Source organism: Pseudomonas sp. 10S4 (assembly GCF_034344865.1).
Classification (GTDB): Bacteria; Pseudomonadota; Gammaproteobacteria; order Pseudomonadales; family Pseudomonadaceae; genus Aquipseudomonas.
In genome coordinates this window covers 1,641,201-1,655,383 of sequence record NZ_CP133774.1, presented here as the reverse complement: position 1 = coordinate 1,655,383, position 14,183 = coordinate 1,641,201, and the positions used below count along the sequence as shown (strand labels likewise).

Sequence of the window (14,183 nt, the reverse complement as noted above, 5' to 3'; positions counted from 1 at the left end):
TAATTCCTCATTGGGCGCTTTCAAAACCTTCGAGAACGTTCACGGCATTGATGCCGATTTCTTCTACTGCGTAACCGCCTTCCATCACGAACAGCGTCGGCTTGCCGAGCTTCGCGATGCGCTCGCCCATCGCCAGGTAATCCGGGCTGTCGAGCTTGAACTGGGAGATTGGATCGTCTTTGAAGGTATCGACGCCCAGGGACACGACGACAATGTCGGCACCGTACTTCTCGATCTCTTTGCAGGCCTGGCCCAGCGCGGCGCTCCAGGTGTCCCAGCCCGTGCCGGCGGGCAACGGATAGTTAAAGTTGAAGCCTTCGCCCGGGCCTTCACCGAGCTCATCTTCATAGCCGAGGAAGAACGGGAATTCGGCTTCCGGGTGGCCGTGGATCGAGGTGAACAGCACGTCGCTGCGTTGGTAGAAAATCGATTGGGTGCCGTTGCCGTGGTGGTAGTCGACGTCGAGGATCGCAACCTTTTTGTGGCCCTGATCGAGAAATGCCTGGGTGGCGATAGCGGCGTTGTTGAGGTAGCAATAACCGCCCATCAAGTCGCTGGCGGCGTGATGTCCCGGTGGACGGCACAACGCGAAGGCACTGCGGGCACCGCGCTGGATCACCGCTTGGGCGGTCAATGCGACTTGCGCTGCGCTATAGGCCGCTTGCCAGGTGCCAGCAGTGATCGGCGCGCCGCCGTCGAAGCTGTAATAACCGAGTTGGCCATGCAGGCTGGTCGGCATGATCCGCCGCAAGGTGCGGGCCGGCCAGGTATAGGGCAGCAAGTCGCCGTCGGTGCCGAACTCGGTCCAGCGTGCCCAGGCACCTTTGAAGAAGTCGAGGTAGTCGCGATCGTGAATGCGCTGGATCGGCCCGAGGCCAAAATCCTGCGGCGCTTCCACCGGGCCCAGGTTGCGGTACTGCACGCGTTGCAGCACATGGTCGGCACGTGAGGGCATTTCGAAGCAGGGCATCAATTGCCCGTCCATCAATTCACAACGGCCGTGATGCAGGTGGTGATCGTCCGAGTAGATCGTCAGCATTTCTTGTTCTCCGCAGGCTGATTCGGTTGAACACAGTCTTGCGGGGCGCAGCGTTTGGGAGAACGGCAGGAAAGGCCAAAAGGGGATTTATATGGCCAAAAGGTTTGACCGAAATTCGCCCCTTATTGGCGCTGCAACGCCCCCAAATAACGCAGAACCCGTAGGAGCGAGCGGTGCGACGATTCGACTTGCCCGCGAAGGCGTCCCCGAGAGCGCCAAAAGCTTCGCGGGCAAGCCTCGCGCCTACAAGGGCGGTTTGTTACGGGCGGAATTGGCTGGGCGCCACACCACTCCAGCGCACAAACGCATGCCGGAAACTCGCGGTCTCGCTGAACCCCAACGCCTCGGCAATCCGATAGATCGGCAATTGATCCTCGCAGAGCATCTGCTTGGCCTGCTCGAACCGCAGCTCATCGAGCAATTCCTGATAGCTGCAGCCCAGATCCTTCAGATGCCGGCGCAAAGTCCGCGCCGAACACTTCATCTGCTCGGCCAACCCCTCAAGCCCCGGCGCCGCGTTCAGCTGTGCGCTGAGCAACTGACGAATCCGCCCCAGCCACGCCTGACGTCCGGTGAACTCGGTGTTCTGCTTACGGCAGCGTTCGGCCATGGCTTGATGGGTGATGACATCGGCCAGTGGCAAGGGCTGGTCGAGCCAGCGTCGGTCGAAGGCGAACGCGTTGTCCGGAGCCTCGAAGTTCAGCGGGCAGTCGAAGTGTTCGGCGTAGGTCGCCTGATAATCCGGTGCAGTGTGTTCGAAGCGCGCAGCCCGCAGCGGCAGTGGGTGCCCGAGCAGGTCGTCGCAGATGACTTTCAGTGAAACCAGGCAGAACTCGGCGTTGAACACCGCCATCGCCGGGCTTTCCCGATAATCCGCAGCGACGAACCAGACACGCTCGCCATCGTCCTCAAGACTCAGCTCGAAAAGTGTTCCCAACAGCGCCGGATAACGTATCGCCAAACGTAAAGCGTCACCGAAGGTGGCACTGGTGAGCAGCGCATAACCGAGCATGCCGTAGGACGAGACGTGCATCCGCCGACCGAGTTCCAGGCCTATGTCACGCTTGAACGCGACCGCGTTGGCGCAAACCTGCATCTCCTGATTGGTGGTGATCCGCGTGTCCGCCCGGCTTAGATCCGCCGCGCTGATGCCGCTTCCCGCCAGCAGTGCTTCGCTGGACAGGCCTTCGGCCTTGAAGGTGTTGAGCACCAGGGAGACGGCGTTGAGGGTGGTGAGGTGGGAGTGGAGCATGGAGGATTCCAGCCTTGGGGTGACTGGAAGACAGCAAGTTATATGCCTGGGGCCCCGGACCTGTAGGAGCGAGGCTTGCCCGCGAAGCTTTTGGCGTTTTCAAGGACGCCTTCGCGGGCAAGCCTCGCTCCTACAAGGGCGGTGAGGTGTCAGCTGAGTTCGCCGCAGAGGTCGAGCTCTATGAGACGACGCACTTCAGCGTTATCCAGCCCGGCACCCAGCAACGCATGCAATTTGCCGAACGCAGCCTCGCGAGTCATGCCGCCACCGGACAACACACCAACACCACGCAAGCGGCTCCCCGCCTCGTAAACATCCAGCTCGACGCCACCTTCATGGCACTGCGTCACCGCGACCACCACAACACCGTTGTCCCGCGCCCGTTCCAGAGCGGCGAGAAACTCAGGGTTGTCGCTCGGCCCGGTACCGCTGCCGTAGCATTCCAGCACCAAGCCCTGAATGCCGCTATCGAGCAGGCTGCTCAGCACTTCGGCGCTGATGCCGGGGAACAGCGGCAGTACCGCGACGTTCGCCAACTGTTTGGGCTGGTTGTAGGTCAGCGATGCCGGCATCGAAGCTGCCTTCACGCCGCCGCCCTGACGCTCAAGACGCTTGAACGGATGACGCCCGAAACTGCGTACCTTCGCGCAACGGGTCGGGTCCAGCAGTTCGCCGTGGAAGTACAAATGAACGCCCGGCGCCAGGCCATGGCCCAGAGCAACCAGCGCACCGCTGAGGTTTTCCCAGGCATCGCTGTCGGTCACGCCGGCTGGCAGCATCGAGCCGGTAAAGCACACGCGGGCATGCAGGCCGAGCAATTGGAAGCTCATGGCCGCTGCGCTGTAGGCGAGGGTATCGGTGCCGTGCAGAATCAGCACGCTGTCACAGCCCTGCACATCCACGGCATCGACCACTGCTTCACGCAGTTGCTGCCAGTAGCTCGGGGTCATGTTGGCGCTGTCGATCAGCGGGCTCATCTCGCGAAAGCGCCACTGCGGCACCACCAGTTCAGGCTGGCTGTGCAGGTAGTCGCGCATCCGCGCTTCGAAACCGGACGCCGGGGCCAGGCCGTTGGCGCTGGCTTGCATGCCGATGGTGCCACCGGTGTAGAGCACCATGACGTGCTGGGCGGCAGGATAGGTCGAGGAATTCATGGGGGTTCTCCGAGAACGGTGGGAGCGAGCCTGTGTGGGAGCGAGCTTGCTCGCGACGGCCGCGATGCGGTCTTACAGCTTCACACCAAAACAACCTGCGACCGAGCATGACGCCGGCCGCACGTTGTGTCACGCCGGGCGCAGGGGATGCGCCCGGTTTTTACCGATCAGCGTTGCGCTGCGGTCACGCCTTGCTGCTCAGCTTCGGCCTTGGTGGCAGCGGCTGGCGGGTTGGCGGGCCAGGCTTTCAGGTCCAGGTCCAGATCCGGGAACTTGCTCGAATCAAACACTGGGGTCTTGATGCCGGCAGCACGCTGGTCATCGTAGTCACGCAGGATGCGCATGCCGATCTTGAACAGCAGGAACAGCGCGATCAGGTTCACGAACGCCAGCATCTTCATGGTGATGTCGGCGAAGGCGAACACCGTACCGAGGTTCTCGATGGCACCCCAGAAGATCAACACCAGTACCAGTGCGCGGTAGCCGATCAGCGCTGCGCGGTTTTCACCGATCAGGAAGCGCAGGTTGCTCTCGCCCAGGTAGTAGTTGTAGAGGATCGAGGTGAACACGAACAACGACAGGGCGATGGAGATGAAACTGCGGCCCCAGTCACCGACCACAGCGGCCAGGGAGTTCTGGGTCAGGGCAATGCCGTCGCCTTCGAAGCCCGGGGTGTAGAAGCCCGACAGCAGGATCAGCAGCGCGGTGCAGGTGCAGATCACGAAGGTGTCGAGGAACACGCTGAACGCCTGAACCACGCCTTGAGCAACCGGGTGCTCGACCGACGCGACGGCTGCCACGTTAGGCGCACTGCCCAGGCCAGCTTCGTTGGCAAACACGCCACGCTTCACGCCCATAACGATGGCGCTGCCGATCAAACCACCAAAGGCCTGGTCGAGACCGAAGGCACTTTTGACGATGGTCATCAGCATGCCCGGCACGTGGTCGAATTGCAGCACGATCACGTAGATGGTCACGCCGATGTACACCAGGGTTTTCACCGGTACCAGCAGGTCAGCAACCTTGGCGATCCGCTTGATGCCACCGATGAACACCAGGCCCAGCAACACTGCCAGCGCCGCCCCGGTGTACGTCGGGTCGAGTTGGAATGCGTTCTGCAGCGAGTGGGTCACGGCATGGGATTGCAGGCCGTTGAAGGCGAAGCCGAAGGTGATCAGCAGCAGGAACGCCATGATCATCCCCAACCAGCGTTTCTGCAGGCCGTGCTGGATGTAATAGGACGGGCCGCCACGGTAGGTGCCGTCGGAGTCGCAGCGTTTGTAGAGCTGGCCGAGGGAACATTCGAAGAAGCTGCTGGACATGCCGACCAGCGCGGTCACCCACATCCAGAACACCGCACCTGGCCCACCGAGGGTCACGGCGATGCCGACACCGGCGATGTTGCCTGCACCGACGCGGCCAGCCAGGCTGAGCATCAGGGCCTGGAACGAGCTGAGTTGACCGGCGCTGCTTTTGAGGCTATCGCGGAACACGGCGAACATATGGAAGAAGTGGCGCAATTGTACGAAACGCGATCGGATCGTGAAGTAGCTACCGAGCCCGACAATGAGCACGATCAGTACTTTCCCTGAGAGGAAGTCGTTGATGACTTCGAGCATGGATTATTCCTCGCTATTTTTTTGTTTAAGCAAATGCTGGAGGGGTAGAAATATCGCGTTACACCGGTTTGCGCGGGGCATAACAGGTGAGGCGAAGGTTCGTCCAGATTCTCCATATCGCGGGTTGTTATTAGGTCGGGTTTCGCATGGGTTATGGCCTCGTTACCGACGACCGCTCACGCGAAGAGGGGCGGCACTATACCTATCAGTGCGGTGCCCGTCTGCACGATTGTGGTGCAAGCGACGAAACGAAGCTTTGAAACACCCGACGTTACCGGCGTCGGGCTTATGTGAAAACTGTTTCATGTGGGAGCGAGCCGGCTCGCGAAGATGGCGGCACATCTTGCATCGATGTGCCTGACCAACCGCTTTCGCGAGCAAGCCCGCTCCCACATTTTTCAGCTTCCAGGCATTCTGTCTGTTGCTGCCAAAGAGTTAAAAAAAGGGCTTGGAGATAAATCCCCAAGCCCTCAAAAGGTGAGAGGTGTCTAGTCCCTCGACCTGGTGAGCATGGCTCCATGCTCTTCGTTAAGAGAGCAAGAGCCGGGCGTTCGATCAAGCCTTAAGCGGGACCAGACGCGGAGCAATCATGTTTTCAGGGCGCAGGATGTCGGCGAGCATTTCGTCGTCGAGCAAGCCTTCTTCGCGCACCAGTTCCAGCACGCCGCGGCCGCTTTCGAGGGCGATACGGGCGATGCGGGTGGCGTTTTCATAGCCGATGTACGGGTTCAGTGCGGTGACCAGGCCGATCGAGTGTTCGACCAGTTCGCGGCAGCGCTCTTCGTTGGCGGTGATGCCGACGATGCAGTGTTCGCGCAGCATGTCCATGGCGCGTTGCAGCAGACGGATCGAGTCGAAGATCTTGAACGCGATCAGCGGCTCCATCACGTTCAGTTGCAGTTGGCCGCCTTCGGCCGCGATGGTCAGGGCCAGGTCGTTACCGATGATCTGGAACGCTACCTGGTTAACCGCTTCCGGAATAACCGGGTTGACCTTGCCTGGCATGATCGAGCTGCCTGGCTGACGCGCTGGCAGGTTGATTTCGTTAATGCCGGTACGTGGGCCGCTGGACAGCAGCGCAGGTCGTTGCAGATCTTCGACAGCTTGACCGCAGTGCGCTTGAGCATGCCGGAGAACAGCACGAAGGCGCCCATGTCAGAGGTGGCTTCGATCAGGTCGGCGGCTGGCACCAGCGGTTGACCGCTGATCAGGGCCAGGCGCTGAACAGCCAGGTGCTGGTAACGCGGGTCGGCGTTGATGCCGGTACCGATCGCTGTGCCGCCCAGGTTTACTTCGGTCAGCAGCTCAGGAGCCAGAGTCTTCAGGCGTGCCAGGTCTTCGCTCAAGGTAGTGGCGAAGGCGCGGAATTCTTGGCCGAGGGTCATCGGCACGGCGTCTTGCAGCTGGGTACGGCCCATTTTCAGGACGTGGTTGAACTCTACACCCTTGGCGGCGAACGACTGGATCAGGCTGTCGAGGCTGGCCAGCAGCGCGTCGTGACCCAACAACAGGCCCAGACGGATCGCCGTCGGGTAGGCGTCGTTGGTCGACTGCGCCATGTTCACGTCGTTGTTCGGGTGCAGGTATTGGTATTCGCCCTTCTGGTGACCCATGGCCTCCAGCGCGATGTTGGCGATGACTTCGTTGGCATTCATGTTGGTCGAAGTGCCAGCGCCGCCTTGAATCATGTCTACCACGAACTCTTCGTGGAAATCGCCGCGGATCAAACGTGCACAGGCTTCGCTGATGGCAGCGTGCTTGGCTTCGCTCAGATGACCCAGCTCGCGGTTGGCGTCAGCGGCGGCCTGTTTAACCATGGCCAGGCCGACAACCAGCTTCGGGTAGTGCGAAATCGGGACGCCGGAGAGACGGAAGTTGTTCACCGCTCGCAGGGTCTGGATGCCGTAATACGCTTGAGCGGGTACTTCGAGTACGCCAAGCAGGTCTTTTTCTGTGCGGAAAGATGCAGCGGAGGACATGATAGAAATCATCTCGATATGGACCCGGTCTGTGCCGGAACGCTGCAAATGCTAGGCTTGTGAAGAATTTTGGGCCAATGCTGTTAAGCACTAGCCTATGCACATTCGGCATAATACCCATGTGACGTCGCGTGTGCGGCGAGCGTGTGACCTAAGTTGGTGCGTGTCCGGGAGGGCGTGATGAATCTGGAAAGCAAATGGCTGGAGGACTTTAGTGCCCTGGCCGCGACCCGCAGTTTCTCCCAGGCTGCCGAGCGACGCTTCGTGACCCAGCCTGCATTTAGCCGGCGAATCCGCAGCCTTGAGGCCGCGCTGGGGCTGCAATTGGTCAACCGCTCGCGCACACCAGTCGAGCTGACGGCGGCGGGGCAGTTGTTTCTGGTTACCGCGCGGACGGTGGTCGAGCAGCTCGGCGAAGTGCTGCGCCATCTCCATCACCTGGAAGGCGGGCAGGGCGAAGTGATGCAGGTGGCGGCGGCTCACTCGCTGGCGCTGGGTTTCTTTCCGCGCTGGATCGCGCAGTTGCGTAATGAAGGCCTGAACATTGCCACGCGCCTGGTGGCGACCAACGTCGGCGACGCCGTGCACGCGCTTCGTGAAGGTGGCTGCGACCTGATGCTGGCGTTCTACGACCCGGACGCGGCGATGCAGATGGATCCGGAGATCTTCCCGTCCCTGCACCTTGGCCAGACTGAAATGCTGCCGGTGTGCGCGGCGGAGACCGAAGGCAATCCGCTGTTTGATCTGGAGGGCGAGGCCAGCGTGCCGTTACTGGCGTATAGCGCCGGTGCGTTTCTCGGGCGCTCGGTGAACATGTTGCTGCGCCAGCGCGCCCTGCGCTTTACCACTATCTATGAGACCGCCATGGCCGACAGCCTGAAAAGCATGGCGCTGGAAGGACTGGGCATTGCCTGGGTGCCGCAGCTGTGTGTGCGCGCAGAACTGGCGCGCGGTGAGCTGGTGGTGTGCGGCGGCCCGCAATGGCATGTACCGCTGGAGATTCGCCTGTACCGCTGCGCGCTGGTGCGTAAGGCGAACGTGCGGTTGTTGTGGCGTAAGCTTGAAGGCGGCGCAGCGCAGGGCACAACCGGTCAATGATGTTTTGTAGGAGCCAGGCTTGCCGGCGAAGGCGTCCGTGAGATCGCCTTCGCCGGCAAGCCTGGCTCCTACAAGAGCAGCGTGTGATGGCAGCTTTTTCACTGACCTTCGAGTCAATAAAACCGGCACTTTGCGCCGTATGACAGATGGTCGTCTCGGGGGCTGTTTATCTGCTTCATTGAGGTATACTGCGCGGCCTTCGGCCGGTTCGTCCGGCCATTTTTCGTACAATCAAGCCACGCATTTCTGCGTGGCTTGTTGTTTTTGACGCGCCTGCGGGCGCCCAGAGAGAAGAGGCACGACGATGAGTGCACTGGTTGGCGTGATCATGGGCTCCAAGTCCGATTGGTCCACCCTTAGCCACACCGCCGATATGCTGGAAAAGCTCGGCATTCCTTACGAGGTGAAAGTGGTCTCTGCCCACCGCACCCCGGACCTGCTGTTCCAGTACGCCGAAGAGGCCGAGGCGCGTGGCATCGAGGTGATCATCGCCGGTGCCGGTGGCGCGGCCCACCTGCCAGGCATGTGTGCGGCCAAGACCCATCTGCCGGTGCTGGGCGTGCCCGTGCAGTCGTCGATGCTCTCGGGTGTCGATTCGCTGCTGTCCATCGTGCAGATGCCTGCGGGCATTCCGGTTGCGACCCTGGCCATCGGCAAGGCCGGTGCGATCAACGCCGCTTTGTTGTCGGCGAGCATCCTCGGCGCCAAGCACCCGCAGTTCCACGCGGTGCTGAAAACTTTCCGTGCTGAGCAGACAGACAGCGTCCTGGACAATCCAGACCCACGCATCGCCTGAGGTTGTTGACGATGAAGATCGGTGTAATCGGTGGCGGCCAGTTGGGCCGCATGTTGGCGCTGGCGGGTACTCCGCTGGGCATGAACTTCGCTTTCCTGGACCCGGCGCCTGATGCTTGCGCAGCCGCGTTGGGCGAGCATCTGCGGGCCGATTACGGCGATCAGGGCCACTTGCGTCAACTGGCCGATGAAGTCGATCTGGTGACCTTCGAGTTCGAGAGCGTCCCGGCCGAAACCGTGGCGTTCCTGTCGCAGTTCGTCCCGGTCTACCCGAGCGCCGAAGCCCTGCGCATTGCCCGTGATCGCTGGTTCGAGAAGAGCATGTTCAAGGACCTGGGGATTCCTACCCCGGCGTTCGCCGACATTCAATCGCAAGCGGATCTGGACGCTGCCGTGGCTTCGATCGGTCTGCCGGCCGTGTTGAAAACCCGCACCCTGGGTTACGACGGCAAGGGTCAGAAAGTCCTGCGCAAACCGCAAGACGTGGTCGGCACCTTCGCCGAACTCGGCAGCGTCGCCTGCCTGCTGGAAGGCTTCGTGCCGTTCACCGGTGAAGTCTCGCTGATCGCCGTGCGTGCTCGCGATGGTGAAACGAAGTTTTATCCACTGGTTCACAACACCCACGACAGCGGCATTCTCAAGTTGTCCGTAGCCAGCACCGATCACCCGCTGCAAGCCTTGGCTGAGGATTACTCCAGCCGTGTGCTCAAGCAGCTGGAATACGTCGGCGTGATGGCGTTCGAGTTCTTTGAAGTCGACGGTGGTCTCAAGGCCAACGAAATCGCCCCGCGTGTGCACAACTCCGGGCACTGGACCACTGAAGGCGCCGAGTGCAGCCAGTTCGAAAACCACCTGCGGGCCGTTGCCGGTTTGCCGCTGGGTTCGACGGCCAAGGTCGGCGAGAGCGCGATGCTCAACTTCATCGGTGTGGTTCCGCCGGTAGAGAAAGTGATCGCCATTGCTGATTGCCACCTGCACCACTACGGCAAGGCATTCAAGGTCGGTCGCAAGGTCGGTCACGCCAATCTGCGTTGTGCAGACCGTGAGACGCTGGCGGCGCAGATCCTCAAGGTCGAAGCGCTCATCGCCGAATAGTTTCATGTGGCAGCGGCGGAACCTTCAGTGTCCGCCGTTCTCTGATGGCAGGATGCCAAAGTCTGACTAGGCTTTGTGCCAGGTGTCCTGTCTCACCAAATCAATCAGAGGGAAATGCCATGGGAATTATTGGAACCATCTTTATCGGCTTGATCGTCGGCCTGTTGGCTCGGTTCCTGAAGCCGGGCGATGACAGCATGGGCTGGATCATGACCATCCTGCTCGGTATCGGCGGTTCGCTGGCGGCTACTTACGGCGGCCAGGCTCTGGGCATTTACCATGCGGGTCAGGGCGCAGGCTTCATCGGCGCGCTGGTGGGTGCGATCATCTTGCTGGTGATTTACGGCTTGATCAAAAAGAGCTGATTCAAGCGACAAAGCCCTCTGCTCGGTGCACGCGCAGAGGGCTAGAATGCTCGCTATTACGCCATCCTTTCCTTTGTCGAGCATTTCAATGCGCCGTCTTTTGTTGACCCTATTATTCCTGGGCTCGGGCCTTGCCCATGCCGGCGACCTGCCGGAAACCGACTGGCTGGAACTGATGCCCAAGTCGGACCAGAAAGCCCTCGAGGACATGCCCGAAATCGATCACAACTCCCCCGAAGGCAATGGCACCTTTACCCAAAAGGGTGGCATGAAGCAGAGCAAGGGCTTGCCGGCGGTGATGTACTCGACCAAAACCGTGCCGTCGATGAACGACAAGAACATCCGCATCGGTGGTTATCCGGTGCCGCTGGAAACCGACGCCAAGGGCCGCAGCACGCTGTTTTTCCTGGTGCCGTACCCGGGCGCCTGCATCCACGTGCCGCCACCGCCACCAAACCAGTTGGTGCTGGTGCGTTATCCCAAAGGCTTGAAGCTGGACGACATCTACACGCCGCTGTGGGTCACCGGCACGTTGAAGGTCGAGAAGGTCAATAACGACCTGGCTGACGCGGCGTATGCGCTGGATGCGGCGAAGGTGCGGGCGGTTAAAGAGTCGGATTTGTAGCGTTTGTTAGATCGATTCGCCGGCAAGCCTCGCTCCTACAGGTCCGTGTGATCCGTAGGAGCGAGGCTTGCCCGCGAAGCTTTTAAAGCGGCTTGCTGCCGATGCTGACGCCCAGGGTATGACTCGCACCCGCCGCCAAGGTCACCACATCGTCCATCACATTCGCCGTCTCGATGCACAGCATGCGCTGCCAGCCATCGTCGGCCATGTCACTGAACGCTGCTGCGCGATCAATCCACGGGTTCCAGATCACTGTCGAGCGTGAACCACTGCTGGTCAGCTCGATGCGGCGTTCCCAGGTCGGATCGACAATGCTCAGCTTAGCCGGGGTATTGAGGTAGATACGGTCAGTCTCGCCGGTGAAAACCAGATCGCCGGCCTGAGTGGTCGTGGTCCAGTCTTTAGTCGTATCGATATAGCTCAAGCCTTCCAGCCCCTCAACATGCACGTTGCGCACGTCGCTGACGGCGAAGTAGCTGTGCAACGCCTGGCTGATCGACACGGATTCAGCGCCGCGGTTGTGGCTGGTCAGGCTGATGTGCAGTTGCTCATCCAGACGAATGCTCAACGTCAAATCCACCTGATGCGGCCAGCCCGCAAAACCACCTTCGGGGTAGGGCAGGACGAATTCGACCTTCAGGCTTTCACCCTCAGCTTCGATGCCGCCCAGTTCCCAATCCATCGCCCTGACAAAACCATGGGCGCCGGCCGGTTCATTGCTGACGCGCATTGTCTTGACACTTTGCGGGTTGCGATCAAAGTTGCCGAACCACGGCCAACACACCGGCACGCCGGCGCGGATGCTTTTACCGGTCTTGAACACGGCCTCGTCGTTGAGCCAGATCAGCGGCGGTTGCCCGGCCAACTGATAACTGAGGATGTGCGCGCCTTGCTGGGCCACCAGCAATTCGGCCTGACCGTGGCGAATACGCCAGCAGTTCAGTTCATCCAGTTTGACGGCTTCAACGTTGGGCGTGCTCATGGGGCAACTCTCAATCAGGAACAATGACGGCTATGGACCGCAAAACGGTCTGCGCGTTTAACGCGCGCGTGGTGGAACCGAGCGAGTGCGGCCGCTGCCGTCGATGGCGACGAATACGAATACGGCTTCAGTCACTTTACGCCACTCACTGGACAGCGGGTCGTCGCTCCAGACCTCGACCATCATCTGGATCGAGCTGCGGCCGATTTCCAGGGCCTGGGTATAGAAGGAGAGCTGAGCGCCCACCGCCACCGGAACCAGAAATGCCATGCGGTCGATTGCAACGGTCGCCACGCGGCCACCGGCGACTTTGCTGGCCATTGCGGTGCCAGCCAAATCCATCTGCGCCACCAGCCAGCCGCCGAAAATATCGCCAAAGCCGTTGGTTTCACGCGGGAGCGCGGTGATTTGCAGGGCGAGGTCGCCTTGCGGGATTGGATCTTCTTGTTCGAGCTCTATCATGCCGGGGGTGCCTCTGACCCGTGACTCTCATTGGTACTTCAGGTGAATAGCCGTCTTCGGGAAAAACGATTCAGCCCGAACATACTACGTTCGTCACGTTTTTCGTAAGGCGCCTAAAGGGAAACTCTGCGAAATCGGCTGACAGGTGCCAACGACGTTTTCGCACAGCAACCCCTTACAAGCAGGTGCAAGGTTGCGAGTATATCGGTCGGTAGACTCCGAGACGACCGTCGGGTTCTCATTTTGACCGTCAAATAAGCACCTCTATGTGCTTTTTCGAACAATTTGCTATCGTGCCGAACCTGCCCAAGCCTCCGCCAGCGTTGTTGGGGTTGCAGATCCGACTATAAGAGAAGCCCTTGCCATGACCACAGCGCCCTCGAGCACTGCGCAGCCAACCCAGTCCGCACGTCCGTTGACCCGCAACGATTACAAGACTTTGTCGCTGTCTGCCCTGGGCGGCGCGTTGGAGTTCTACGACTTCATTATCTTCGTGTTCTTCGCCGCGGTGGTTGGCAAGCTGTTCTTCCCGGCCGACATGCCCGAGTGGCTACGGCTGATGCAGACCTTCGGCATTTTCGCCGCCGGCTACCTGGCGCGTCCATTGGGCGGCATTGTCATGGCGCACTTCGGCGACCTGCTGGGACGCAAGAAGATGTTCACCCTGAGCATTTTCATGATGGCCGTGCCAACCCTGATCATGGGTTTACTGCCAACGTACGCGCAGATCGGCATGTGGGCGCCGATCCTGTTGCTGGTGATGCGAGTGATCCAGGGCGCAGCGATTGGCGGTGAGGTGCCCGGCGCTTGGGTATTCGTTTCCGAACACGTGCCGCAGCGGCACATCGGCTACGCCTGCGGCACCCTGACCAGCGGTCTGACGGCCGGTATCTTGTTGGGTTCGTTGGTGGCCACGGCGATCAACAGCATTTACACCCCGGTGGAAGTGGCGGATTACGCCTGGCGGATTCCGTTCCTACTGGGCGGTGTGTTCGGCCTGTTCTCGGTTTACCTGCGTCGCTGGTTGCACGAAACCCCAGTGTTCGCCGAGCTGCAACTGCGCAAGGCCCTGGCCGAAGAAGTGCCGCTGCGCGCGGTGCTGCGTGACCATCGTGGCGCGATTCTGATTTCCATGCTGCTGACCTGGCTGCTGTCGGCCGGCATCATCGTCGTCATCCTGATGACTCCGACCGTGCTGCAGACCGTTTACCACTTCACCCCGACCATTGCGTTGCAGGCCAACAGCCTGGCAATCGTGTTCCTGAGCCTGGGTTGCGTAGCGTCCGGCGCGCTGGCGGATCGCTTCGGCGCGGGCCGGGTGTTTGTGTTCGGCAGCGCATTGTTGTTGCTGAGTTCGTGGACCTTCTACCACAGCCTGTTCAACCACCCTGAATGGCTGTTCCCGATGTACGCCGTGACCGGTCTGCTGGTCGGCACCATCGGCGCGGTGCCGTATGTGATGGTCAAAGCCTTCCCGGCGGTGGTGCGTTTCAGCGGGCTGTCGTTCTCCTACAACCTGGCCTACGCGATTTTCGGCGGGTTGACCCCGATGATCGTGACATTGCTGCTTAAGGAAAGCCCGATGGGGCCTGCTTATTATGTGGCGATCATTTGTGGAGTCGGGATTTTGGTGGGTGCTTATCTTTGGAAGAAGGGGCGTTAAGGCGGCTTCTTGCGCCGACTGTACTGGCCTCATCGCGAGCAAGCTCGCTCCCACA

General features: G+C 60.7%; 12 protein-coding genes and 1 pseudogene. 6 read left to right on the top strand and 7 right to left on the bottom strand.

From position 1 onward, the window contains the following. Nucleotides 1–7: 7 nt before the first annotated feature. From RHM58_RS07805 to aspA, 5 genes and pseudogenes are all read right to left on the bottom strand, one after another. Nucleotides 8–1,039: a histone deacetylase family protein gene (locus tag RHM58_RS07805; RefSeq protein ID WP_322270016.1), complete on the bottom strand. Its 1,032-nt coding sequence runs from the start codon at nt 1,037–1,039 to the stop codon at nt 8–10. Between the two features lie 259 nt (nt 1,040–1,298). Further along, nucleotides 1,299–2,291, bottom strand: coding sequence for an AraC family transcriptional regulator (locus RHM58_RS07800; RefSeq protein WP_201199103.1), 993 nt, complete (start codon nt 2,289–2,291; stop codon nt 1,299–1,301). Nucleotides 2,292–2,440: 149 nt separating this feature from the next. Beyond that, entirely contained in the window at nt 2,441–3,445 is a 1,005-nt protein-coding gene (locus tag RHM58_RS07795) for an asparaginase (protein WP_322270015.1), read from the bottom strand. 167 nt (nt 3,446–3,612) lie between these two features. Then, nucleotides 3,613–5,064: an alanine/glycine:cation symporter family protein gene (locus tag RHM58_RS07790; protein ID WP_322270014.1), complete on the bottom strand. Its 1,452-nt coding sequence runs from the start codon at nt 5,062–5,064 to the stop codon at nt 3,613–3,615. A 555-nt stretch (nt 5,065–5,619) separates the two neighbouring features. Next, nucleotides 5,620–7,043: pseudogene (gene aspA, locus RHM58_RS07785) on the bottom strand (aspartate ammonia-lyase). A 180-nt stretch (nt 7,044–7,223) separates the two neighbouring features. Here aspA and RHM58_RS07780 point away from each other — a divergent pair. The 5 genes from RHM58_RS07780 (at nt 7,224) to RHM58_RS07760 (ending at nt 11,021) form a co-directional block, all read left to right on the top strand. After that, nucleotides 7,224–8,141 carry a LysR substrate-binding domain-containing protein gene (locus RHM58_RS07780; protein ID WP_322270012.1) on the top strand — a complete coding sequence of 306 codons (918 nt, stop codon included), beginning with the start codon at nt 7,224–7,226 and terminating at the stop codon, nt 8,139–8,141. Between the two features lie 304 nt (nt 8,142–8,445). Continuing rightward, nucleotides 8,446–8,937: a 5-(carboxyamino)imidazole ribonucleotide mutase gene (purE, locus tag RHM58_RS07775; RefSeq protein WP_019694319.1), complete on the top strand. Its 492-nt coding sequence runs from the start codon at nt 8,446–8,448 to the stop codon at nt 8,935–8,937. 11 nt (nt 8,938–8,948) lie between these two features. Next, nucleotides 8,949–10,031, top strand: coding sequence for a 5-(carboxyamino)imidazole ribonucleotide synthase (locus RHM58_RS07770; protein ID WP_322270010.1), 1,083 nt, complete (start codon nt 8,949–8,951; stop codon nt 10,029–10,031). Between the two features lie 119 nt (nt 10,032–10,150). Beyond that, a complete protein-coding gene (locus RHM58_RS07765) occupies nt 10,151–10,396 on the top strand; it encodes a GlsB/YeaQ/YmgE family stress response membrane protein (RefSeq protein WP_201199093.1) in 246 nt (81 codons plus the stop codon). 88 nt (nt 10,397–10,484) lie between these two features. Continuing rightward, the gene (locus RHM58_RS07760) at nt 10,485–11,021 is read left to right on the top strand and encodes a DUF3299 domain-containing protein (RefSeq protein ID WP_201199091.1); all 537 of its coding nucleotides are present in this window, start codon (nt 10,485–10,487) and stop codon (nt 11,019–11,021) included. Between the two features lie 82 nt (nt 11,022–11,103). Here the strand turns inward: RHM58_RS07760 and RHM58_RS07755 are convergent, their stop codons facing one another. Beyond that, complete coding sequence (locus tag RHM58_RS07755; protein ID WP_201199089.1) at nt 11,104–12,003, bottom strand: D-hexose-6-phosphate mutarotase; 900 nt, start codon at nt 12,001–12,003, stop codon at nt 11,104–11,106. A gap of 57 nt (nt 12,004–12,060) precedes the next feature. After that, nucleotides 12,061–12,465, bottom strand: a complete 405-nt coding sequence (locus RHM58_RS07750; protein ID WP_007896491.1) for an acyl-CoA thioesterase — start codon at nt 12,463–12,465, stop codon at nt 12,061–12,063. Nucleotides 12,466–12,829: 364 nt separating this feature from the next. Between RHM58_RS07750 and RHM58_RS07745 the strand changes: the two genes are divergently transcribed. Beyond that, complete coding sequence (locus RHM58_RS07745) at nt 12,830–14,128, top strand: MFS transporter (RefSeq protein ID WP_201199087.1); 1,299 nt, start codon at nt 12,830–12,832, stop codon at nt 14,126–14,128. Nucleotides 14,129–14,183: the final 55 nt, after the last annotated feature.